Origin of the sequence: Alcaligenes parafaecalis, assembly GCF_026344135.1 — a bacterium.
Taxonomy (GTDB): Bacteria; Pseudomonadota; Gammaproteobacteria; order Burkholderiales; family Burkholderiaceae_B; genus Alcaligenes; species Alcaligenes parafaecalis.
This window is the reverse complement of record NZ_JAPKNA010000001.1, coordinates 151,099-173,897: the sequence shown is the minus strand read 5'-3', so window position 1 is coordinate 173,897 and position 22,799 is coordinate 151,099. Positions and strand designations below refer to the sequence as shown.

The window sequence follows — 22,799 nt, the reverse complement described above, 5'->3', positions numbered from 1 at the left end:
GCTTTCTACTCGTTCACGATCCGGGTCCCTTGATGAAACACCATCTGCCAACGGCCCTGTCTTTGCCGCCAGATTGAACTGCGCAAAGAACGCTGCAGACCCTCTTTGGCCGAGACTGCACAAATATAAGTCACCAGGACAACGTCCTCGGCCAATACCGTCAGCTTGAAATCACTCAAGCGCCGCTGCTCAAATAGCTGCTCCGGCAACGACTCCAGAACCTCCGCCTTGTCCCACGCGGCACCTCTGGCACCGAACTCAACGAACTCATCAGCCAGCAACTCACTTAGCTCGGCCACATCCTGACGGGTGGAGCGATCGAGCAGGCGCTCTTCAAGAGACAGAATCAGGGCTTTCAGGGAATGAATCATGCTTGTGCTGATGGCTCGTGGGTTTGTAGAAAATTTTAGAACACACCTTAACTATACGCGAGCAAACGAAGTAGCTTAAAGGATGCAAAACCTCTAATTAAGTGAGCTAGAAGGAGCTTTAAAAAGCAAGAGCATCTTGAAAACCTATTTTTTTCCAAAAACTAAAACGACTCTATCTACGGACACGGGTCGGGTCGGGTCGGCAGTCAGGGTAAAAATGCTTTGTCTTCACAAACCCGACAGAATCCTACATCTGACACAAGCCGCGATTTAAACGATATTTCTAACAAATAAAATAAAAAAAACACCACCCTCAACAAAGGAAAACTTTTAACAGTTGTTTTCCTTTCAAGTCATTAATGAATCTCACTTATAGATAGACTCTGCCGTGTTAAATCACTCACAGGGCAATATCATGTCTTTACTAAAACGGTGCACGGCGGAAACCTTGGGCACTTTCTGGTTGGTATTTGGGGGCTGCGGAAGTGCGATCTTTGCCGCTGCGTATCCGGAGTTGGGTATTGGTTTTGCCGGTGTTGCCCTGGCCTTTGGTCTGACTTTGCTGACCATGTGCTACGCCATCGGCAATATCTCCGGTTGCCACATTAACCCCGCTGTCACGCTGGGGCTGGTTGCAGGCGGGCGCTTCCCTGCCCGCGAAGCGCTTCCTTACATCGTCGCGCAGGTAATTGGCGGCATTCTGGCCGGGGGTGTGTTGTACCTGATCGCCAGCGGCAAAACCGGCTTTGATCCAGTTGCTGGCTTTGCCTCCAACGGGTTTGGTGAGCACTCGCCCGACAATTACAGCCTCAACGCTGCCCTGATCGCAGAAATTGTGCTGACAGCCTTCTTCCTGTTCATCATCATGGGCGCCACGCACAAGCGCGGCCATGCAGGCCTGGCCGGTGTAGCGATTGGTCTGTCCCTGACCTTGATTCACCTGATCAGCATTCCCATCACCAACACCTCGGTTAACCCTGCCCGCTCTACCGGCGTGGCCTTGTTCCAGGGCACCTGGGCGATGGAACAGCTCTGGTTGTTCTGGGTGGCTCCTTTGATAGGGGGCGTCATCGGTGCCCTGGTGTATCGCTTGCTGCACGCCAACGACGATTAAGCAGCACTAGCTCCTGATCGCAGGACACTATTGAGCCGCATCAGTTTGAATTAGGCACACTGCCTGTTCAAACCGATGCGGCTCAATGCTATTTACGGAAAGCTCATGTCATCTGCAGCGGTGTGATCAGCAGGAAGATCGCAAGGCGCGAAGCTCGTCTCCCTTATGTAGTAGGATTTACACCCAGCACCTGACTGTTAGCCCCAGACTCATACGCTCACCAAAGCCCCAACAAGCGGAGAACCTCATGAAAAAAATATTGAATACCGGCCTGATCGCTTTAGGATTCAGTCTGATGGCAAACACCGCTTTGGTGCAGGCAGCCGACTGCGACAGCCTGACGAATCAGAACGCCATCAACCAGTGCATCAGCAACGAGTACAAAAGCTCGGATGCCGAGCTGAACAAGCTCTACAAAGAAATCAGCACGCGCCTGAAAGACGATGCCGACACCCTCAAAGCCTTGCGTACCTCTCAACGAGCCTGGATCGGTTTTCGGGACGCGGAGTGCGACTTTGCTGCCATCAACACACAAGGTGGCAGCATTCATGCCATGCTGATCGCCAGTTGCCGCAATGAACTGACTCAAGCCCGTATCAAGGACTTCAACAATTACCTGTCTTGCCAAGAGGGAGACATGAGCTGCCCGGTTCCACCGGCTATGTAAATTCCGTCCACGAGCACGGGGCCTTGAGCATTCGCCAAGCCGCACCCTCTCTAGCGGACAGCCCTGGTGGCCAGGACTTCGCCCCCGCTTGAACCCAGCCATACCCTACCGACATGCCTGATACCAAACATCCGTCCACACGCGACCTGAATGACCTCTACTACTTTGTCCAGGTCGTGGACCACGGCGGTTTTGCCCCCGCCGGACGGGCTTTGGGCATCCCCAAATCCAAACTAAGCCGACGCATCACCTCCCTGGAAGAAACTCTGGGCGTGCGCCTGATCCAACGCTCCAGCCGTCACTTCAGTGTGACGGAGATTGGTCAGATGTATTACCAGCGCTGTCTGGCCATGCTGGTGGAGGCAGACTCCGCCCAGGAAATTATCGAGCGCCATCGCAGTGAACCACAAGGCTCGGTGCGTCTGAGCTGCCCGCTGGCTTTGCTCGACTACGGCGTCAATGAATTGCTGGCTCGGTATCTGGCCAAGTACCCCCACGTCAAACTGGAAATCGAAAGTACCAATCGCCGTGTGGACGTGATTCGGGAAGGCTTTGATGTGGCCTTGCGCGTCCGCTTCCCTCCTCTGGAAGACAGCGGTCTGGTCATGAAAGTATTAGGTGAAAGTATTCAGTATCTGGTTGCCAGCCCCGCTTTAATTGAGCGCATGGGCGGGCTGCCAACGCTGGACCTGTTGGGGAGCTGGCCCGCCCTCAGCGACGAGCATCTGCTACGCAATCCCGTCTGGCAACTGCAAACTGCTGAAAACACCTTGAAAGAAATCCCGTATCAGCCCCGACTGGTCTGTGACGACCGCATGACCTTGTTGCAATCCGCGCTGCAAGGCATTGGACTGGTACAAATGCCCGCCATGCTGGTCGCCCCCTATATGCAGGATGGCAGGTTGGTGGATGTGGCCCCAGGCTGGAATCCCCGCCCTGGTGTTGTGCATGCAGTATTCCCCTCGCGCCGGGGTCTGGTGCCTGCTGTCCGTGCCCTTCTGGATTTTCTGGGGCAGGAATTCGTGACGATTCTGCATACTCCCTCGCCCTGAGTCCGCACGGCTACCTGGCTAAATCCAGCAAATACACAGTCGTTCTGTTTATGGAACGCTGATGACCATATTCCCATCTATCCAAGTCATCGTTGCACTTCTATAGTCTCCTCATCCAAAATTCATCATGGGGAGTACATCGACATGAACGCCAAACTGGCTGCGGCCACCGCCGCGATTCTCTGGGGCTTTACTTACATTCTGACCACCACCTGGCTGCCGCCTAACCCCTTGTTTCTGGCAGCAGTCCGGGCCTTGGGGGGCGCCATCGTTTTGCTGATGCTGGTCCGCAGCCTGCCTCCCCGCGCCTGGTGGGGACGACTCGCGGTGCTGGGCACGTTGAACACCGGCTTGTTCTTTGGCCTGTTCTTTATTGCTGCGACTCGCCTTCCTGGTGGTGTAGCCGCCATATTCCAGGCCCTGACCCCGCTGGCCACCATTTTTATTGCCTGGGGCATTCTGGGTGCTCGCCCTGCCTTGATGCGGATTGGCGCTGTCCTCTTGGGTGCGCTGGGTGTGTCCTTGGTCGTCATGTCCAGTCAGGCACACCTGGATATGGTCGGCATTGTCGCCGCGCTGGGTAGCATGCTGTCTATTGCAACGGGTGGGGTTCTGATGAACAAGTGGGGTGCACCACCCATCCCGCTCTTGGGTTTTACCGGTTGGCAGTTACTGATTGCCGGGGTTGAGCTGAGCCTGATCGCCCTGCTGACCCAGGATATTCCAACGCAGATTATTCCTGTTCATTGGCTGGGCCTGTTCCTGCTGGCGACGGTCCTGACGGCTGGCCCCTTCGCGCTGTGGTTCAGCGCCATCAAACAGCTTGGTGCAGTAACCGTGGCCCCCTTCATGCTGCTGGTGCCAGTCACCGCGTTCATTCTGGATGCGCTGATCAAAGGGGTCTGGCCGACCACGCTGCAACTGGTGGGTGTTGCGCTGGTCATGGGTGGGCTGGTGATGAGCCAAAAAACCCTGGCCGTGGCGCGCTCCACGCTGGAAGCATCCGTACACAAACCCTGATCGGGGGGCTGGCTGTAGCTGCTGCCTTAGCTCATGCCCGTCGCCAGACACGACCCTGAACACAAACGCAGATCCAGCAAGCACCACTCCGGCAGACAGACAGCCTGTCTGCCTTTTTTTATAAAGCTGCCTCAGGCAGATTAGGATCGCGCTGTACATCAAAACCAGCAGCCCGCCACGCCTCCAGACCGCCTTCCAAAGGCCGCACCCGGCTGTAACCACTTTGCAGCAAACGCTTGGACACCAAGGCCGCCGACACCTCGTTGGGGCAATCGCAATACACAATGATTTCCCCGTCGGTAATCAGGTTCAACGTCGCCTCGCCCAGGGCCAGACTGATTGCTCCCGGAATGCGCCCTTGAGCCTGAACAAAGGTCGAACGCACATCCACAATAACGGGCGGAGTTTCTGAAGACAGCATCTGATGCAGCTCCTGCACGCTGACACGCTCCATGCACAAAGATTTGATGAAGCGATGACGCTGCCACCATTTCTTGGCAATAAACACCGCCAAGGCCAGCGCCAGCAGGATTCCGCCCAACACACCCAGGCTGACCAGGACATTCAAGAGTTCGTCTACAGCAGAGCTGAACAAAGAACCCAGAAACACCGCAGAGCCCGCCCACACGGCCGCCCCGATAATGTCGTAAAACAGGAAGCTGCGTTTAGGCGTGCCAACCGTACCGGCCAAAACACTGGCAATCGAAGCAAAGCCCGGAATGAATTTAGCCACCATCAAAGACGGCGCACCCCAACGCATATAAATGGATTCGGTCTGCCGGATACAGGAGTCAGGGGATAAGGAAATCTTGCACAACAAGGCCAGCAATCTGCCGCCATAACGCCTTCCAGCCAGATACCAGCCGTAGTCCGCAATCATGGCCCCCAGAACCGCCACGCCCAGCAAGCCCCACAAGCTGTAGCCGCCAGACTCATGCAAAGCCCCCGTCACCACCAGCACGGGATACGCAGGCACAGGCGCACCGGCCTGTTCAACCAGCACGTTAAAAAACACGATCAACAGACCGTGTTGCTCGATAAGTTGCAGAATGGATTCGACCATAGAACGACGCACAGAATTTGCCAGATAGCGCGTATTGTAGGCTGGCGCCTGCCAATTTCTGTTTCAGCTTAAAAGCATTCAAGAATAGCTACCATGCAAAAACTGCGGTCCCTGTGCAGACGCCTGATAAAGAGCCATTCCGCCTCTTTTGCCACCCGATTTCCCCTTCCAAGTGTTGACCTTCCAGCCACAAAATAGATCAATAAACAAGAATTATTCTCATTAAAGACCTACAGGTTAACGATAGTAGTCATCGCTTTTTACCTGTCTATACAATAGCGGCGTCAATAACGGTTCAGGTGAGAGTCTTCACTTTGATGAAGCGCCGACGGAGCAACGACCCCGGAATCTCTCAGGCAAAAGAATCTTGAACCCTTGACGTTCTGGAGAGAGGCACATCAGTGCCCACCGAAGGGGACCATCGCGAACCGATGGATAAGCTCTCAGGTAAACGGACAGAGGGGGTACAGAGGCCATATGGCCTGTGTTCACCTATTCGTCCGGAGCCTATCTATGAGCAGATAGTCGGGTGCCATTTTCTGGCCGCCTGACACGCCACATCCCTATTCCCATTTTTATTCGCACACAGGTCTGTTTTGACATTTCATGTCGTCAGAACAAGGAGGACTGCTGTGCGCTCCATACCCTATTTAGATCGGCATCAAGAAAACCGTCCTTGAGGACGGGTTGTGCCCTTTGTTTTCTCGCAGCACAGTCATAATTACGCATTTGAACGAAAAAAAACTAGGAGAACAGTGTGTCTCAGCAACATTCATCTGGACTGCAGCGCTCGTTGAAAAACCGGCACCTGCAACTGATAGCAATTGGAGGCGCTATCGGTACAGGGCTATTTATGGGATCAGGCCGCACCATTAGCCTGGCCGGACCTTCGGTCTTGTTCACATACATGATCATCGGGTTCTTTTTGTTTTTTGTTATGCGGGCAATGGGGGAATTGCTCCTGCATAACCTGGAATACAAATCTTTCGTGGATTTCTCCGCCGATATTCTGGGCCCGACCATGGGCTATTTTCTGGGCTGGAGCTATTGGTTCTGCTGGGTGGTTATTGGTATTGCGGATATTGTCGCCATTACCGGCTACACCCAATTCTGGTGGCCGGACATTCCGCTCTGGCTTCCCGGCCTGGCGTGTATCGCCTTCTTGCTGATCTTTAACCTGCTGTCGGCCAAATTGTTTGGCGAGCTGGAGTTCTGGTTTGCTTTGGTCAAGATCATTGCCATTGTTGCGCTGATTGGCGTGGGTGCTTACCTGCTGTTCACCGGCTTTGTCGGCCCGACCGGCGAAAAAGCCAGCCTGACCCACTTGTGGGACCGCGGCGGCATGTTCCCCAATGGATTGCATGGCTTCTTTGCCGCCTTCCAGATCGCCATCTTTGCCTTCGTGGGTATTGAGCTGGTGGGTACGGCTTCTGCTGAAACGGCTGACCCTGCCAAGAACCTGCCCAAAGCCATCAACAAGATTCCCGTTCGCGTGATTGTGTTTTACGTGCTGGCCCTGACCGCCATCATGACCGTCACCCCTTGGGATATTGTTGCTCCCAACAAGAGCCCGTTTGTAAATATGTTCTTGCTGATTGGCGTGGGTGCCGCAGCAGCCATCATCAACTTTGTGGTGCTGACCTCGGCCCTGTCGTCCGCCAATAGCGGCATGTTCTCGACAGGCCGCATGTTGTACGGTCTGTCCAAAAACAAGCTGGCTCCCGAAGCATTCAGCCAGTTGTCGCGTAACGGCACCCCCCGTAATGGTCTGATCTACTCTTGCGCCCTCTTGCTGTCCAGCCTGTTCCTGCTTTACGCAGAAGGCGACGTGATGCGCGTGTTCACCATCGTGACCACCGTGGCCAGCATCTGCTTTATCTTTGTCTGGGCCGTGATCCTGATCACCTACCTGAAGTACCGTCGCGTTCGTCCTGAAGCCCATGCCGCATCGAGCTACAAAATGCCCTTTGCGATTCCCATGTGCTATCTGACGCTGGTGTTCTTTGCCTTTGCGCTGTACTTGTTCAGCCAGGAAGAAGAAACCCTGATCGGCCTGATTGCCACGCCATTCTGGTTCCTGGCCTTGTTCATCTGCCTGCCTTTCTACAAGAAACGCATGAAGAAAGACTTGGCATTGGGCCTGGCGGCGCAAAGCGTCAGCTAAGTTGTGATGTAAACAACACGGTTCTACCAAGAACCGTGTTGCCGCAGTCGGGTCTGGCCTCGTTCTACAAAACTTGGCTGGCACACACTGGCAACACTCCAACTCGCTGCCCTTGGGCAGCAGAACTGGAACGAGGCTGGAGCCCGGATGCGAAAAGCCACCCAAACGGGTGGCTTTTTTAATGCAGATTGCATAAGGGGGATTCAAGTACATGTAGCTTCGTTCACAGCCTTGATTCCCAATTAGCTTAGAACTGGTAACGCATATTCACCGTGAAGTTTCTTGGCGCACCCCAGGAATACTGAATACGCCCGGCCTCTCGCAAACCTGCCATGTATTTCTTATCAAACACATTATTCACATTGGCCCCCAGGCTTAGATGTTTGTTGACCTGATAACGAGCCATCACATCAAACAACCAATAAGAGGGCTGATCCATAAGTCGAGTCGATGCTTTACTTTGCCAACGTGCTGCGACGCCCACAGACAAGCCTGGCAAGGACTGAGCAAAACGATAGCTACTGGCCAATTTAAACTGGTGTTTAGGCACAGTGTCAGTCGTTTTCAAACTGCTGCTATTTTGAACGTAGCTTCCCTGCAATTGCCAGCCGGGAGCCACTTCACCCGACAGTTCCAGCTCGTAACCGCGACGCATCGCGCCATTAACTGCACGGTAAATCGTCTCCCCGGTTGGGCGAACCTCGCCCGTGGACTCCGCCGTATTGTTAGTCTTCATCCAGAAACGAGACACGCTGGCATTTAAGGCACCATCAAAAAACTCGCCTTTCACACCCAGCTCATAAGTCACACCACGCTCTGGATCTAAGGTCTTGCCATCCATATCCTTGGCGCCTTGCGGCTTAAAAATGCTGGCATAACTACCATAAACAGAAATCTGATCGTTCAGATCCACCACCAGACCCGCGTAAGGCGTCACTACCCCATGTTGCTTGAAGTCATTATTGCTGTACGAGTACGGAGTTTCATCAAACTGCTTGAAATCGGTGTAACGCACGCCACCAATCAGTTTGACAGGGTCCGCCAGACTGAATAAGCCTGCTGCATACAGCGAGTTTCGCTGCGAGCTGAAATAGCTATGATTACTAATGGGCATAGTAGTGAAATCGGGGATTTCAATCACTGCTCCACCGTCCGCATAGTCCAAACCCAGATTGCTAAGTCGACCCGCCGCTGCATAGGACTCTGTCGTCGTTCTGTAGGTATCCGCCCCGAAACGCAACTCGTGCTGACGTCCCAACAACGAGAATGGGCCTTGCACCGCTAAAGCCAGATTGCGATTACGGGTTTCATAATCGCGTGACCAAGCCACATCGATCATCGCGGGTTGGCCGGCAAACCAAACTCCTTCCTGCTCACCCGGGTTAACTGTCTTATCCAGGCTTCCTTTCAGCGTCGCGGACCAATCATTGCTAAAGCGATGCGTTAAATCAAGAAACAAGGTATTACTTTGCTGCTCGTAGCCGGACCATGGAGCAGCCACATTGAATTCCCGTGGCTTGATCCCCAGGAACTGGCCATCTGCCGCATAAGCCTGAATCATCGATGTGCCTGCGGCACCTTTAATCGTACGGTTTTTTTGAGTAAAGCTAAGCGTCAACAAGGTGCGATCCGTCAGATCAGCCTCCACAATCCCGTAGAACGTCTTGCTACTGGTTTTCACATAATTCTGGAAACTCTTGCCATCCGAGGCGGCTGCAACCAGACGACCTCGCACGGAACCGCTTTTATTCAAGGGCGAACTAACATCGGCATCAATTCGATAGTTATCCCAGCTACCGGCGGCCGTGCCAATGCTGGCCTGGAAGTCATCGGTTGGGCGCTTGCGGATCATATTGACCGTGCCCCCATAAGCCCCATCTCCGCTCATCAGCCCGGACGACCCTTTCAATACCTCAATACGGTCAATTTCGGCCATATCGTCCATGGAGTACTGGGTTTGCGTATTGACCAGCCAGCCACTGGCCTTCTGACGCATCCCGTCGGTCTGCATATTCACCGCCGAGCCACGAATCGCAAAGTTAACAGCATCTCCCTGCCGGTCTACTGATACACCGGGCGTTTGCTCCAATACATCAGACAATTTGTACAAATTAAAGTCATCCAGACGCTCGCGCGTCATGACAGTGATGGACTGTGGCGTCTCGCGCAAAGACAAATCAAACCCCGTCGCTGTGCGGCTAGGCCCAGCGGCGGTATAAGAGCCAGAGCCTTCCGTGACAGGGCTGGCAGCACGCACCTTGATCGCTGCCAGCTCCTCCACATCCACCTTCTTGCGCAGATGGATCGTGTTGCCAGTACGGGTGTAAGCAATGCCCGTGCCCTGCAACAACTTGTCCAAAGCCGCTTCCGGCGCCATGCGACCAGACACGGACTGAGCCTGGATACCGCGCACCAGGTCGGAGGTGTAAATAAACTGGAAAGAGGTTTGCTGGCCTAATTGCAGCAAGGCATCACCCAAGGACGAGGACGGAATCGAAACCGTCACATCCGCTTGCTGGGCAAAGGAAACAGCAGGTACAAACGTAGCCGACAAAGCCAGGGAAAGCGCCAGCTTCAAGGCAGGCGCAGCCAAAGGGAAACGAGCCGCACGCCCAGTCAGGGAGTGAGAACGAGAGGAACGGAGAGTCACAGAGGTCTTCCTAACAGACAGAGGTCCTGTAGATGTACGAATGGGGGATCCCTTTGGCCAAAGGATGGGGGCAGGCCGCACGGGGAGTGCGGAAAACCTGCCTTCATAGGTACAACGGACGGGGGGCGGAAAACCCTGAATGGGGTTTGAAGGAACTTATCACTAACAAGCAACAAACCAGTGCAGCAGCCGAATTAGGAGCCGATTAACCTCTGTGTACATTTGAACTAACTGTGCTTATACAATTTGTTCGATAAAAAGGCATATTCATATGCCTGCTTCCGACCCGTTGCCGTCATTAGATTCGCTGGTATGCCAACGACCGCTCTCAAAGTGAAGCGGACGGCTTGCGCCACTATGGCGTGTTGTACAAGGTGCGACCAATGACCGGGCGTGATGGCGACGATCTAAAAGCAAAGCCCGACCCGACGAACCGAGACACGAGCAGAGAAACGGGCTATCGTTTTGTTCGCCAGTTCGAGCCTAAAAAAAGGAATTAGATTGGAAACCCTATCCATAACGACTATCGAAGAACTGAGGATGGTGGAGCAGCGATTCGTGAACGGATTCCTTTTTCGCGGACAAGCAAAACACTATTTTGACGAGACAGGTGCTCCGAGCTTTCCGACATCGTTTGAACGGAAGGGCTGCGTTCCTCCGTTGATGCAGAAATGGCTCTACTTTGCTAGAGCACTCATCAGGGCGGTTAGCGGGGCTAAGTACGAAGATATTAGTGATGAATTTGTGCAGGCGATACTTCAGCACTATGGTTGGCGTTCTTTCTACATCGACCTGACAAAATCACTGACGGTCGCTTGCTGGTTCGCGTCACATCAGTATTCCGAAAAGCGAACGATCAACATGTGTGAAAACCACGAGGAAGACCCCGTTTGGCTTGTACACACGCAGGCGAGCTATGCCGAGGTTACGACTGGGAAGGGACACCTGTATGTGATTGACATCGCTGCACTAAAGGCGCGAGAGGTCGGACTGCACGACTTGGACGAGATAAGCGTGGAAGGCGGACCGTTGCGATTTCACGCGCAACACGCCTGCCTTGCTGGAATCGTGAGCCGCTTGCCTTCCGATGCAGTCGTAGCGCATCTGACTGTTGAAAACGGCGTGCTGCTACAGCGGTGTGCGGAGGCTGGACTTAACAACACGAACGATCTTTTCCCATCGGCGAAAACCGACTTCTTACTGCATGCGTTGCTCGATATTCCGTGGCAACGTGTCTTTAAGGACGAGATGACAATCCCGGTATTCCATCGAGGACTTGACCTACCCGAGTATCGAGTCGAATTTACGAAACACCTGCCGCCCCAAACCATCCTGTACGATGAGTTCTGGATCGACGAGCAGCGACAAGTTATCTCCGATCTTACCGATTTTCGTTTTTATCGGATGCAGGAGACGGCATACTACAGTTCGCCTCCAGCGACCTTTTCGTTGCCTGAGGTGACAAAGCTACTCAATGGACATGGAGCATTTGTGATCGAACTCGATGCCCCTATACGCCCACCTGAGCGCTCTGACTCATATGTTTGCGACAAGGGCGTTTTCGTACGACGAACGGGCGATGGGCTTGTCGAGGTTACAGCGCTGTTGATTGGGCACCCTACTAACGTTCCCTCTGGCGGTGGCGTAAGCGCTGGTTGGTTTTATAGCTTGGAGGGCGACGTCTGGAAGAAGGCGAAGCACATTGATGAATGTCCATGCAACAACGATCTGGTGCATGAGCGACATTTCAACCTGCTGCGAATTTTGAATGACGCATTGGCTGATGGGCAATTTAAAACCATCGGCCCGTTGAGCTATGCACATTTGCATCTTTTTCGAGCCGCAACAGGGCAATGAGGTATTACTCTTGCGTCGGCATCGCGTAGCTAACGCCACAAGGCGAATGTTTCCTCAAGCCTACGCAGCTCCCGAAGCTTAACGTCATCGCACGCGGCGTCAAGCCACTCGGCCATGCACGCGAGGGCGGAGGGAGAACTCGGCGCGGCAACCGACCTAATGCCGTCCGACTGTGGAGGGCCGCTGTTTGAGGTGAACCGCCGCTCGAATGACCACGCACCGACGATGGCGAACGGCCGGAACTGGCCGAAAGCAGCCATAACGCTTCCATTGCAAAACTCCATTTACATCACCGCTCTACAGCCACCCCCACCCGCCCATCCGAACGGCTCACTATCGTCACCGGCAACTGCTCCTGCAGCGCCATCAAAAAGCCCTGCGCATCTTCGATATTGAAAACCCCTGCCATACGAAGACGCTTTAACTTTTCGTCCATCAGCTCAATCGGTTCAGGCAAATAACGATTCATTTCCTGAACCACTTCGTCCAGGGTCTGATCCCGAAACACCACTTTACCTTGTCGCCAGGCGGTACGTGCCGCAACATCCGTTCGCTGCACCGACCAGGCCTGCTCTTCACTACCCTGCGCCAGCATGCCCGGTGTCAGCGATGCTTGTTGGCGATTCCACCAGGGCCCGGACGAGACTTGAACGGAGCCTTCGGTTACGGCTACTTCCACATTGCCTTGGGCATGACGACGCACATTGAATACAGTGCCTGTGACTTCAACCTGAACTTGCCCGGCATCTACGATAAAGGGACGATTCTTGTCGCTTTGAACCGCAAACATCGCCTCCCCTTTCAGCAAGGTGAGCTGACGCCGGTCGGCCTGATAATGCAGTACCAGCTCCGTGGAGACATTCATATGGACTTCGGAGCCATCGGGCAACGTCACGGTTTTTTGTTCACCGAAGGCGGTGATGTAGCTCAGGGCATGGCTGACGGTATCTTGTTGCGCGATGTAAACACCGCCTGCACCTAGTATTGCGACGGCGCCAAGCGTTGCACCTTGCCAGAGAAAACGACGGCGTGCTGCGTTGGGAGGTATTGCGAAGGAGGCCCTGGGTGATGTCTTGGATGCGTGCTCGCTTGAAACCTCAGCCAAGCCATCAGCCGAGGCCAAACCAGCCTCAGCATCCTCATCCAACATCTCCCGCAACTCCTCATCCGGAATCATCAAGCTGCTTTGCCAGATACTCTCCAAAGCCCGGTACTCAAACTCGTTCTGGCTATCTGCCTGTCTCCACTCCAGAAAACGCTTTTCCTCTGCAACGCTGAAATCGCCCGAGTGCACACGCGCAAACCAGTAAGCAGCGGCATCGTGGGGATTGTCAGGAAGTAAGGGAGATTCTGAAGTCATGGAAAGCAGCAAAATACAAAGAGCAGACAGCCGGGATTGTTAGTCTTGCCTACGCGGGCCAAGTGCCCTTTGTTCTCTTAATGGGGAGCATGATTTTTCAGGCGCTCGCGCAGATGGCGCATGGCCTGGATCATGTATTTCTCCACCATGTTCACGGAAATGTTCAGCTTGTCTGCAATTTCCGCTTGAGTATATCCCTCCAGCCGATGCCACAAGAAGACTTGCCGACATTTGGGGGACAACTCGCTCAGGGCCTCTTTCAAGGAAGACAGTAACTGCACGGTGCGTATGGAACTGTCAGGGTCGCACTCCAAGGGGTGCTCGTCCTCCCCCAACTGATGCAAAGGCACGGTCTCCAAAAAGTTGGAATGACGATGCACATCAATCAGGCGATTGCGCACGCTGCGATGGAAATAGGCGCGCGGATTGGGGTTGGGCAGGCAGGGCCAGTCAGTTTCCAGGGCACGCACCATGACATCATGAGTGGCATCCTCCACCTCGGCCCGATTGCCCGAGCGCCGCGCCCACACGCCGATCAGCTCGCCATAGTAGGCGAGCCAAGGTTTTTTGGACGTAGGGGAGCGGGCCATGGAGCAAATTAGAGAAACGCGGGAGGTGCATGATATTAGCAATAATTCTCATTATCAGATAGATGCTATGAAATATCTGCCAAACCCAGGGCCACTCCCCTACTCTTCACACACAAGCAAGAACAGTATTCAACCGCTATTCTCAATTCCCTGCGCTACGCTTTTTTTCAGGCATCAAACCAAGCATGATCAGATGAGTAAATCATCTCTATTTACGCCTTATTACCCTTAATTATTCAATTCAGGTTGACGTAAGGGTAAACCCAAGTTGTGACTGCACCGATCTTACTCATAGACTAAAACAGAGATGTCGCCCATAAAAACGAACATAAGGGACAAGCATGGTTTTGCGTCTAATCGACTCAATCAATGAATGGATAGGAAAGCTCATTTCCTTTATCGCCATTATTTTTTCCACCATTATTATTTATGAAGTGTTCATGCGCTACGTGATGAATCAGCCCACTCGCTGGACTTTTGACGTCACCAAGCAGCTATATGGGTTTTACTTTCTGATGCTGGGTGCCTACGCACTTAAACACCAGGCCCATGTCAGGGTAGATTTGCTGATCAACCGCTTTTCCCCCACCGTCCGTAAATGGACCGAAATTGCGGGCTATCTGATTTTCTTCTTCCCCTTTGCCTGGGTATTTCTGACTCGCAGCTACGATTTCGCCATGCGCTCGTTAGCTCAGGGTGAAACCACCTACGGCGCGGTTCAACTGCCTGTTTACCCGCTCAAGATCTCCATGGTGGTCGCCGCCGCGCTTTTGCTGCTTCAGGGTATTGCTGAAGTTGTTCGTTTGTTGAGCCAGAAGGAAGCCGCCCATCATGACGCCTGAATTGATTGCTCTTGTCATGGGTGGCTTTCTGTTGTTGGGGCTATTCATGGGCCATCCTTTGGCCTTTGTTCTGGGCAGCACCGCCGTTATCGGTGCGCTGGTAGCGGGCAAACCCATGGTGCTGGGCATTGTGGTCAACCGTATTTACGGCGATGTCCTGGACAACTACACACTGATCGCCATCCCTTTGTTCATCCTGATGGCGCGCTTTTTGTCTGACTCCGAAGTGACCGACAAAATGTTCGAGGCCTTGCGGCTGCTGATGTCCCGCGTTCGTGGCGGGCTGGCACTGGCTGTGGTGTTCATCTCCATTCTGCTGGCCGCCACCACCGGCATTATCGGTGCCTCCATTACCGTAACCGGCATGATGGCCTTGCGCCCCATGTTGCGATACGGCTACTGCCCCAAGCTCACTACAGGGGTGATTGCGGCCTCGGGGTGTCTGGGTATTCTGATCCCACCGTCCATCATGCTGATTCTGATGGCCAGCTACTCCCCGCTGTCTATTGGCGAGCTGTTTGCAGGCGCGCTGATTCCCGGCGTGCTGCTGGGCCTGCTCTATGCCGTGTGGGTCGTGTTCGTTGCCTGGCGTCACCCGGAACGCGCCCCGTCCGTGGAGCCGGATGAAAAGATCTCCAGGCCCGCCTTGATTCGCATGCTGCTGGTGGAGGCCGTGCCCCCTATCTTTCTGATTCTGGGCATTCTGGGTTCCATGCTGGCCGGTATTGCGACGGCGACAGAGGCCTCGGCTCTTGGGGTATTGCTGTCCCTGCTGATCGTTATTTTCCGGGGCAAATTCAAGTGGTCCATTTTCCTGAATGCGCTTTACGAAACGGGCCGTACTTCCTCCATGATTTTATTTATCGTGGTAGGCGCAACCGCCTTTACCGGCGTCTTTAACATCACCGGCGGTTTGGGCGCTGCGCAAGACCTGATGCGTGGCTTGGATATGGAGCCCTGGCTGCTTATTGTGGTGATGCTGCTGATTATTTTTGTGCTGGGCTGCTTTCTGGACTGGACCGGTATTGTCCTGCTGTCCTTCCCGATTCTCTTGCCGATTGTGCAGGAAATGGGCATCAGCCTGCTCTGGTTCGTAATTCTGGTTGCCGTTGTTTTACAAACCTCTTTCCTCACTCCGCCCTTTGGTTACGCACTTTTCTATTTGCGGGCCATCACTCCTAAATCTGTGAAGACCATGGAGATCATCAGCGGGGTTGTTCCATTCATTGGCCTGATTATTTTGATGTGCATCTTGCTGGCCATCTTCCCTGGCCTGGCCACTTGGCTACCCACCGTCCTGTACGGAACTTAAATAAAACAAGGAGACACAATGAAACTCACAAAAAAAGCACTCTGCGCCTTGACTGGCTTTGCCCTGCTGGGCATGACAGGCCTGAGCCAGGCTGCTCAAAAGTGGACCATGACCAGTACTTGGCCCGCCTCGATCGAGCTGGTTGAACTGGACAAGAAGTGGGTGGAACTAGCCAACAAACTGGTCGGTGACGAGCTGAAAATTGAATTCTACGAAGGTGGTGCTCTGGTGCCGACTGGCGAAGTGTTCAGTGCTGTCGAATCCGGCACCATCCAGGCCGGGGCAGACTGGCCGGGCTATTGGGCGGGCCGCAACCCGGCGTTCTCTCCTCTAGGCACCCATTCCAGCTTGTTCAATGCGGTTGACTATGCAAACTGGATCAAGGAATGGGGTGGCGCCGAACTTTATAACGAGATCTACGGCAAGTACGGCATGGTGTACATCCCCTATGCCATCACCAATAACGAATCCGGTTTTCATACCAATGTGCCGATCCGCAATCTGGAAGAAATCAAGGGCAAGCGCCTGCGGCTCTCTGGTCTGGAGCAAGGCAAAGTGCTTGAGAAGATTGGTGGCACGCAAGTGTCCATGGCTGGTCAAGAACTGTATCAATCGCTTGAGCGTGGCGTGATCGAGGGAGCCGAGTTCTCCACTCCAAACGTCGACGTTTCTGCCGGGCTGCATCAGGTCACCAAGCACTGGACCACACCAGGCTGGCACCAATCTGCTTCCGTGTTTGGCGTCATGATCAATAAAACCGCCTGGGATGCGCTCAGTGATTCGGCCAAGGAGAAACTGAAAATTGCCGCAGACGCCACCATGATGTGGTCCATCGCCTTCTCCGAGAAAAAAGCGACGGAAGGTCTGCGTACATTCCAGAAAGCCGGGGTAGAAATCCACCGCATGGATGATGAAAGCCTGAAGACCATTCAGCAAGTGACCAATGAGGTGATGATTTCCATGGCCTGCAGCAATCCCGATGCCGCCAAGGTGTATGCCAGCCAGATGGAATATTTGCATGACTACAAGGACTGGCGCGAGACCTCCATGCCCTTCAACCTGGGACGTCCGATTGACGGCCCTGATCTGGAAAAAATCAAGGCTTGCCTGAAATAAAGCGGTACTCATTACGGTGAACTTAAAAACGATAGTGGTTCACCACTATCGTTTTTTTGTACGCCAACAGCTCAGGTTTGAACCGCCTTGATCACTACAAGGCCTGCAAGAAAGCCAGCAAAGCCTGGATTTCCTCATCACTCAAACTCAGTTCCCGAATCCGTTCCGATTTGCGCGGCACCAAAGGGCCGGTTTCTTTAGGGTCCGGGCCCATTGCCACGTCATACATACGCAGCAAACCATCCAGACTGGGGAACAAACCGTTATGCATCCAGGGGCCAGCCTTGGAGACATTGCGCAGGCTGGGTGTTCGGAACAGCCCCAGATCAGAAGGGTTTCGGGTCCACTCGAATCGTCCCAGATCCTGCAAACGACGTCCGTAAAAAGATAGACCAATGTTATGAAAACCGTTGTCCGTCAGCATGGGGCCGTTATGGCAATTCATGCAGCGCGCCTTGGTACGGAACAGGTGCAAGCCAATCAACTCCTGATCATTCAAGGCCGCCGTCTCCCCCGCGAGAAAGTCGTCAAAACGCGTTGCTGCCGGACGGATGGTGACCACATAGGCGGCCAAGGCACGGGCCAGTCGCTCGGCGTCGACGGGATTGGATGATGAAGCGCCAAAAGCTTGTTGAAACGCATGTCGATAGTCTTCTGACTCCTGCAAACGCGGGATTAAATCGCTCAAGGCATGGTTCATTTCTACCGGGTTTTCTATAGGGCCGACGACTTGCTCCTGCAAGGTTTGTGCACGGCCATCCCAGAATAAATCCTTGGCAAAAGGCGCGGCAAATAAAGGAGGCGTACGGCGTTTACCCATCAAGCCATCCTCCCCTACGGCTGATGCCTTGCCATCGGTAAAGGACTTGTCGGGCTGGTGACAGGATGCACAGGAGATCAGCTTTTTACGGGAAAGCTGCTTGTCGAAAAACAAGCGCGAACCCAGCGAAACAATCTGCTTGTTTTGGGCATCTTCCGCGGCCTCGGGCTGTGCGCTGGAGCCAGGTCCAGGCACTGGCCCCCATTCCTGCCAGGCCTGCCCCGGATCAACAGTAGGTAAAGGCCATAGTCTCGGAACCTGCTGATAGAGAATACGTAGGCAAGCCGCATCAAGCTCTTTCTTGACCCAACAAGTTTGGGCCGAAGCAGAACCAGAGCCGAAGCTCTGGCTTGCCATTGCACCAGCCCCTTCAGCCGCGCAAGCCGCCCCTGACAGCCCTGTTCCCAGTGCCACCACCAGCAGGCTTGCGCCGACTCGCCTCCCTCTTAATATTGATAAGAAGCACGCAGCCACAGCTCTCGTCCTGTGCGATAAAGGTTCTGGTTCAGCACCGATGTGGGAGTAGCGACCACCACAGGCGCTTGTTTATCCAGGACGTTAAGCACATCCAGCCCCACGCCCAGCCCCTTGAACATGGCGGGTTCCCAATCCAGGCGCATATCCCAGGTCCAGTACGAACCCACTCGACCAGACTCGTACTTCTCCAGCCCATCCCCCCGATTCAGGCCCACATAGTGCACATCGGTACGAGCACCGTTCCAATTGACCCGGTTGTTCATCTGCAAGCCGTAACGCGCCCACATACCAGTCACACCCGCGCTGACTCGCCAGGGCAAGTTGTAATCCCCCACCGGACGATCACCTCGGCGTATCAAGTCGCCGTTATAGTAGATTTCGTCATCCAGCTCCTCGGCCTCGCCGTCGTAACCATCGGCCAGCTTGGTATTACGTTTGCTGTGCTGATAGGTCACATCCAGACGCGCGGTCCACAAGCTCTCGCCCAGAGTCCAAGGGGCCGTGTTCATCAAGCTCAAGGTGACAGCATCGGTTTTGGAGCTGCCGTTATTGGTGTAGGTGTGGCCCGTCTTGGCCAGCCCTTCGATAGACACTTGTTGGCGACCATAACGACGCACATACGCCAGCTCGGCGGCCACATTGCTGCTTAATTGCTGGTTCAGGCGCAGGGCCCATTCATCGTCATAAGGGGTTTTCAGGCCATCCAGCGTATACACAGTATGAGAAGGACGATCCACCGGATTGCCGCCTGTAATCAGCAAGGTATGCAGTTGGCTCTTGCGCTCGCGCATGGCGATTCCAAGAATGTCCATGCCGTAATAGCGTGACCAGCCACCTGACAGGCGGGTTTCACCGGTGCCCAACACGTCCCATTCCAGCAAAGTGCGTGGTGCCACATTGGTGTTGCCGAAGTAATTGTCTCTATCGACGCGCAAGCCGGTCGTCAAGGCCAGACGCTGCCAGGACAGTCGGTCAGACACGTACACAGAAGCATTGGTGTAGCTGACACCCACCTCTCCAGCGCGGTAAAAGTTCAAGGTTTGCACCTTGCTGGGCTGCCCATTGCTGAAGTGGCGTGTTTGACCCCCATAAGCATCCTGATGACGGACAAACTCTCCCTTGGTATGAGCCAGATCCAGACCCACATAGGGAGCATGTTCAATCGCCCCGGTCTGGAACGGTTTGAACTCCAGCCGGGACTTCAAAGTCAGGTTGAGCTGCTCTGTGGACTCCTGCCCAAAGCCGCCACTCATATAGTTGTAGTCCAGTCGACCATTGGGCTGATACACCATATGAACCATATAGGCCGTATCGTCAGAATTGCGATAGCTGTTCATCTGGTCGTAACCCAACTGCACACGCCCCTGCCCCCAGACGAAGTCATGATTCAGGTCGAAGCCTAAACCGTAGGCTTTTTGTTGATGCTGCCACTGAATACCGTTGGCCATCATGCTGGAGTCCACCAGATCTTCGCGTCGATCTGCGTACTTGAAGGTCAAGGCGGAATCCGTGCTGGCACTCCAACGGGTATGGACTTTGGCGAACACATTGTCGACACGGTCTTTGGAATTCGTGCTGACGTCCTTAAGCTCTTTGTAGTGCAGCACCCGCATGGTTCGATCAATGGTGGATTCGCGCCGCGACACATTGATCAAGGCAGCGGTATCTTCTGTGATCCGGACATCCACCATTGCTGAAGAAAATCGCTTGGTCCAGGCAGGGGTAAAACCCGGCTCGCCCGCCTCGAACTTTTTCTGCTGCTCGGGTGCAATTTTCTGCGAGGTCAGCCCGGAGGAGTTATAGCTGAAGTCCGCCCTGAAGCTATTGTCCCCTTTGGGATCGCGCACCTTGGCATCCACCACGCCTCCGGTGAAGCGGCCGTATTCCACGGGGATGCTGCTATCAAGCACCGTCACGCTTTCCAGCATATTGGTGTCCAGGTTGTAAGCCTGGGCATAGGCAGGCACATTACCTGCTTGCAGATTCAGATTGCGGCTGGCGGGGTCGATCTGATTGGTTGCGCTGATGCCGTCGATCTGGAACTGATTCTGGAAAGGGCTGGCCCCATAAAAACTGATGTCCTCCAGCGCCATAGAACCCCGGTTCGCGCCGCTTTTTGCAGCCTCATTCTGCCGAACAGCCGGGTTATCCGCCAACAGGCCAGACAAGTCGCGATTACCAGCGGCACGCTGATCCATGTCATCACGGGAGTAAATGCGCTCCCCCACTTGCTGACCCTGAACACGCACCGGCTCCAGCACGGACAGGCCTTTGGCTACCCTTGCCGTCACAATCATGTAGCGCCCCTCTCCCTGCGCTTGTGCGGCCAAGCCCCAAGGGGCCAGCAAGGTTTCCAGGGCTTGCTCTACCGTTAGCTCGCCTTGCAAGGCAAGCGCCCTTTTCTCCCTGACTTGCCCCGGTGAAAATGCAATCTCCACTTGGGCCTGACGGCCTATCTGCAACAAGGCATCGGCCAGCGGCTGAGACGCCATATCCAGCACGACAGGCCCGGCCGCTTGCACAGACAAGGGCTGCATCACCAACAGCAGACTGGCCATCAACAAAGCCAACTGCGCCTGCTTCAGGCGCAAACCGTGATAAGGAGTTTTATGATCGGTCGTCACGCCGGGACGGGCTTGCCTGCGCAAGGCAAAAAGGGACGGTGTGTACTGCAAAGCGCACTTCATGATTGAGCATCCTATGTAAACAACTACCCTCAGGACGCTCTGCTCCCCCTCTCCCCTCACCCCTGATTGCCATCGTATTTTTTAATTGATAATAATTATCATTAGTAAATGACTATAAGCCCCGGCAGCTCCCGAATTTGCAGGCCTTGGCCCAGGGTCAACAAGTTCAAGGCAGCGGCTGGTTTGGCGGCTTGCACCACGCCAGAAACGCGGGTGGAACCGGCCTGATCACTGCCAATCCAGATGACACGGTGTGTGTATTCGCCTAGCTGTCGGGCCACTTCGCTCAGGCTGACATCATCAAAACTGAGCAAACCATTAGTCCAGGAAGGCGCTGCTTCCGTTTGTCCGGAATCCGCCTGCTTGGCCTGTTGAACACCCAGGCGTCCGCCCACTACCGTGGCACTGTCTCCCGGCTGCAAAATCGCCTGCTGCGGGGATTCGCAGGAATAACATTGCACTTGCACCGCGTGTTCATAGACAGAAACGCCGCTGATCCGGTCCTTCAGGCTGACCTCATAACGCGTACCCAAGGCCGTCGCCTGCGCCGGGCCAGCTTGCACCGTAAAGGGGCCCGTCTGGCTATCAGCCGGAACAACCTGAAAGAAGGCTCGCCCGGACTCCACCTGCACTTGCCGCTGACCGTTCTCAAAATGCAGTCGGACACGGGTCTGTGCGTCCAGAATCGCGATGGAGCCATCGGGCAAACTGAGCTGCGTAATAGCGACTCCGCTGCGAATTGCGCCCTGCTGATCAAACATGCTCCAGGCGTACAAGGAAGCCCCCATCAGCACACAGGCGCTGGCCAAGGCTTTGACTCGGGATCTTCTCTTCTTACGGGCGATGGGCAAGACGGACAATTGGTCCAGACGCCGCCAACTGGCGGCCAAGGCGTCATAGGTTTGCGCATGCAGAGGATCGGCCTCGTACCAGGCATCGAATTGGGCCAGTGCATCTGGCTCCAAATTAGCGCCTTCTTTACGCACCACCCATCTGGCGGCGTCTTCATCCACACGGCCCCAGGCCGGATCTGGCATCGCGCTCATGGGGCGGAGTTAAAGACTTGATGAGCCACCAGCAAAATGCGCATCATGTGTTTTTCAATGGTGCTTTCGGACACAGCCAGCTTCTGCGCGATCTGCGTATAGCTCATCTCCTCACAGCGATGCATCATGAAAATCCGCACACTACGTTGTGATTGAGCCAGCAAAGCCTGTTCCAGCCGCTGCAAGGTTTCTCTGGCCAGCGCCTCTTCGTACGCATCGGGGGCGTGGTGATGCGCGACACTCAAGGCATAGCCATCGAAAGCGGCTTGCTCGCGCGTCTGACGCCGATACCAGTCCGCTGCAATATTGGCTGCTACCCTGAATACATAGGCTCTGTGGTTGTCTGCCGTGACTTGCTTGCCCTTTTCCAACAGGCGCAGCCAAGTGTCGTGTGCGCAATCCTGCGCCAGTTCAGAGCAATGAGTACGCCTGCGCAGATAGCGGATCAAATCCGGGTAATGGGTCAGGAACGCCGCCGTCAACTTGGACATAGAGAGACAATCAGGTGAATATCTAATTAATAATCATTCTCATTATTATATACACCGATTGCCCCTACTCTGCTACTGCCACACTGTAATCAGGGGACGG

General features: G+C 54.4%; 18 protein-coding genes and 1 riboswitch. Of the genes, 9 read left to right on the top strand and 9 right to left on the bottom strand.

From position 1 onward, the window contains the following. Positions 1 to 5: 5 nt before the first annotated feature. On the bottom strand, positions 6 to 371 hold the full coding sequence (locus OSH09_RS00765; RefSeq protein ID WP_266119823.1) for a nuclear transport factor 2 family protein: 366 nt from the start codon (positions 369 to 371) through the stop codon (positions 6 to 8). 415 nt (positions 372 to 786) lie between these two features. Between OSH09_RS00765 and aqpZ the strand changes: the two genes are divergently transcribed. The 4 genes from aqpZ to OSH09_RS00745 all read left to right on the top strand — a co-directional run bounded on the left by aqpZ (position 787) and on the right by OSH09_RS00745 (position 4,224). Further along, positions 787 to 1,485: an aquaporin Z gene (aqpZ, locus tag OSH09_RS00760; RefSeq protein ID WP_266119822.1), complete on the top strand. Its 699-nt coding sequence runs from the start codon at positions 787 to 789 to the stop codon at positions 1,483 to 1,485. 247 nt (positions 1,486 to 1,732) lie between these two features. Beyond that, positions 1,733 to 2,152, top strand: a complete 420-nt coding sequence (locus tag OSH09_RS00755) for a lysozyme inhibitor LprI family protein (RefSeq protein WP_266119821.1) — start codon at positions 1,733 to 1,735, stop codon at positions 2,150 to 2,152. Between the two features lie 113 nt (positions 2,153 to 2,265). Further along, positions 2,266 to 3,204, top strand: a complete 939-nt coding sequence (locus tag OSH09_RS00750) for a LysR substrate-binding domain-containing protein (RefSeq protein WP_266119820.1) — start codon at positions 2,266 to 2,268, stop codon at positions 3,202 to 3,204. Positions 3,205 to 3,348: 144 nt separating this feature from the next. Beyond that, complete coding sequence (locus OSH09_RS00745) at positions 3,349 to 4,224, top strand: DMT family transporter (RefSeq protein ID WP_207873843.1); 876 nt, start codon at positions 3,349 to 3,351, stop codon at positions 4,222 to 4,224. 118 nt (positions 4,225 to 4,342) lie between these two features. Here OSH09_RS00745 and OSH09_RS00740 read toward each other — a convergent pair whose 3' ends face one another. Continuing rightward, entirely contained in the window at positions 4,343 to 5,287 is a 945-nt protein-coding gene (locus OSH09_RS00740) for a DedA family protein/thiosulfate sulfurtransferase GlpE (RefSeq protein WP_266120524.1), read from the bottom strand. Positions 5,288 to 5,575: 288 nt separating this feature from the next. Continuing rightward, positions 5,576 to 5,665, top strand: a riboswitch (glycine riboswitch). Between the two features lie 379 nt (positions 5,666 to 6,044). Here OSH09_RS00740 and OSH09_RS00735 point away from each other — a divergent pair. Then, the gene (locus OSH09_RS00735) at positions 6,045 to 7,451 is read left to right on the top strand and encodes an amino acid permease (protein WP_266119819.1); all 1,407 of its coding nucleotides are present in this window, start codon (positions 6,045 to 6,047) and stop codon (positions 7,449 to 7,451) included. Between the two features lie 247 nt (positions 7,452 to 7,698). Here OSH09_RS00735 and OSH09_RS00730 read toward each other — a convergent pair whose 3' ends face one another. Next, on the bottom strand, positions 7,699 to 10,101 hold the full coding sequence (locus OSH09_RS00730) for a TonB-dependent siderophore receptor (protein ID WP_266119818.1): 2,403 nt from the start codon (positions 10,099 to 10,101) through the stop codon (positions 7,699 to 7,701). A gap of 501 nt (positions 10,102 to 10,602) precedes the next feature. Between OSH09_RS00730 and OSH09_RS00725 the strand changes: the two genes are divergently transcribed. Further along, positions 10,603 to 11,958, top strand: coding sequence for an FRG domain-containing protein (locus OSH09_RS00725; RefSeq protein WP_266119817.1), 1,356 nt, complete (start codon positions 10,603 to 10,605; stop codon positions 11,956 to 11,958). Positions 11,959 to 12,247: 289 nt separating this feature from the next. Here OSH09_RS00725 and OSH09_RS00720 read toward each other — a convergent pair whose 3' ends face one another. Both OSH09_RS00720 and OSH09_RS00715 read right to left on the bottom strand, forming a co-directional pair. After that, positions 12,248 to 13,318, bottom strand: coding sequence for a FecR family protein (locus OSH09_RS00720; RefSeq protein ID WP_266119816.1), 1,071 nt, complete (start codon positions 13,316 to 13,318; stop codon positions 12,248 to 12,250). Positions 13,319 to 13,395: 77 nt separating this feature from the next. Beyond that, on the bottom strand, positions 13,396 to 13,908 hold the full coding sequence (locus tag OSH09_RS00715) for an RNA polymerase sigma factor (protein WP_266119815.1): 513 nt from the start codon (positions 13,906 to 13,908) through the stop codon (positions 13,396 to 13,398). A 341-nt stretch (positions 13,909 to 14,249) separates the two neighbouring features. Here OSH09_RS00715 and OSH09_RS00710 point away from each other — a divergent pair, with 341 nt between their 5' ends. Genes OSH09_RS00710 through dctP form a run of 3 tightly spaced genes read left to right on the top strand, consistent with a single transcriptional unit; the run spans position 14,250 to position 17,178 of the window. Then, on the top strand, positions 14,250 to 14,750 hold the full coding sequence (locus OSH09_RS00710) for a TRAP transporter small permease subunit (protein WP_266119814.1): 501 nt from the start codon (positions 14,250 to 14,252) through the stop codon (positions 14,748 to 14,750). Beyond that, entirely contained in the window at positions 14,740 to 16,062 is a 1,323-nt protein-coding gene (locus tag OSH09_RS00705) for a TRAP transporter large permease (RefSeq protein WP_266119813.1), read from the top strand. The genes OSH09_RS00710 and OSH09_RS00705 overlap by 11 nt, the downstream gene beginning before the upstream one ends. Before the next feature lie 18 nt (positions 16,063 to 16,080). Continuing rightward, a complete protein-coding gene (gene dctP / locus OSH09_RS00700) occupies positions 16,081 to 17,178 on the top strand; it encodes a TRAP transporter substrate-binding protein DctP (protein WP_266119812.1) in 1,098 nt (365 codons plus the stop codon). 94 nt (positions 17,179 to 17,272) lie between these two features. Here the strand turns inward: dctP and OSH09_RS00695 are convergent, their stop codons facing one another. From OSH09_RS00695 to OSH09_RS00680, 4 genes are all read right to left on the bottom strand, one after another. Next, complete coding sequence (locus tag OSH09_RS00695) at positions 17,273 to 18,355, bottom strand: cytochrome-c peroxidase (RefSeq protein WP_266119811.1); 1,083 nt, start codon at positions 18,353 to 18,355, stop codon at positions 17,273 to 17,275. Positions 18,356 to 18,444: 89 nt separating this feature from the next. Then, positions 18,445 to 21,162: a TonB-dependent receptor gene (locus tag OSH09_RS00690; protein ID WP_266119810.1), complete on the bottom strand. Its 2,718-nt coding sequence runs from the start codon at positions 21,160 to 21,162 to the stop codon at positions 18,445 to 18,447. Between the two features lie 101 nt (positions 21,163 to 21,263). Next, on the bottom strand, positions 21,264 to 22,208 hold the full coding sequence (locus OSH09_RS00685; protein WP_266119809.1) for a FecR family protein: 945 nt from the start codon (positions 22,206 to 22,208) through the stop codon (positions 21,264 to 21,266). Next, positions 22,205 to 22,699 carry an RNA polymerase sigma factor gene (locus OSH09_RS00680; RefSeq protein ID WP_266119808.1) on the bottom strand — a complete coding sequence of 165 codons (495 nt, stop codon included), beginning with the start codon at positions 22,697 to 22,699 and terminating at the stop codon, positions 22,205 to 22,207. Before OSH09_RS00680 ends, OSH09_RS00685 begins: the two co-directional genes overlap by 4 nt. Positions 22,700 to 22,799: the final 100 nt, after the last annotated feature.

Excerpts from the sequence above, each read along its gene's own strand:
- OSH09_RS00765 (WP_266119823.1), bottom strand. The coding sequence starts at position 371 with ATGATTCATTCCCTGAAAGCCCTGATTCTGTCTCTTGAAGAGCGCCTG.
- aqpZ (WP_266119822.1), top strand. The coding sequence starts at position 787 with ATGTCTTTACTAAAACGGTGCACGGCGGAAACCTTGGGCACTTTCTGG.
- OSH09_RS00755 (WP_266119821.1), top strand. The coding sequence starts at position 1,733 with ATGAAAAAAATATTGAATACCGGCCTGATCGCTTTAGGATTCAGTCTG.
- OSH09_RS00750 (WP_266119820.1), top strand. The coding sequence starts at position 2,266 with ATGCCTGATACCAAACATCCGTCCACACGCGACCTGAATGACCTCTAC.
- OSH09_RS00745 (WP_207873843.1), top strand. The coding sequence starts at position 3,349 with ATGAACGCCAAACTGGCTGCGGCCACCGCCGCGATTCTCTGGGGCTTT.
- OSH09_RS00740 (WP_266120524.1), bottom strand. The coding sequence starts at position 5,287 with ATGGTCGAATCCATTCTGCAACTTATCGAGCAACACGGTCTGTTGATC.
- OSH09_RS00720 (WP_266119816.1), bottom strand. The coding sequence starts at position 13,318 with ATGACTTCAGAATCTCCCTTACTTCCTGACAATCCCCACGATGCCGCT.
- OSH09_RS00715 (WP_266119815.1), bottom strand. The coding sequence starts at position 13,908 with ATGGCCCGCTCCCCTACGTCCAAAAAACCTTGGCTCGCCTACTATGGC.
- OSH09_RS00710 (WP_266119814.1), top strand. The coding sequence starts at position 14,250 with ATGGTTTTGCGTCTAATCGACTCAATCAATGAATGGATAGGAAAGCTC.
- OSH09_RS00705 (WP_266119813.1), top strand. The coding sequence starts at position 14,740 with ATGACGCCTGAATTGATTGCTCTTGTCATGGGTGGCTTTCTGTTGTTG.
- dctP (WP_266119812.1), top strand. The coding sequence starts at position 16,081 with ATGAAACTCACAAAAAAAGCACTCTGCGCCTTGACTGGCTTTGCCCTG.
- OSH09_RS00695 (WP_266119811.1), bottom strand. The coding sequence starts at position 18,355 with ATGGCAAGCCAGAGCTTCGGCTCTGGTTCTGCTTCGGCCCAAACTTGT.
- OSH09_RS00690 (WP_266119810.1), bottom strand. The coding sequence starts at position 21,162 with ATGAAGTGCGCTTTGCAGTACACACCGTCCCTTTTTGCCTTGCGCAGG.
- OSH09_RS00685 (WP_266119809.1), bottom strand. The coding sequence starts at position 22,208 with ATGAGCGCGATGCCAGATCCGGCCTGGGGCCGTGTGGATGAAGACGCC.
- OSH09_RS00680 (WP_266119808.1), bottom strand. The coding sequence starts at position 22,699 with ATGTCCAAGTTGACGGCGGCGTTCCTGACCCATTACCCGGATTTGATC.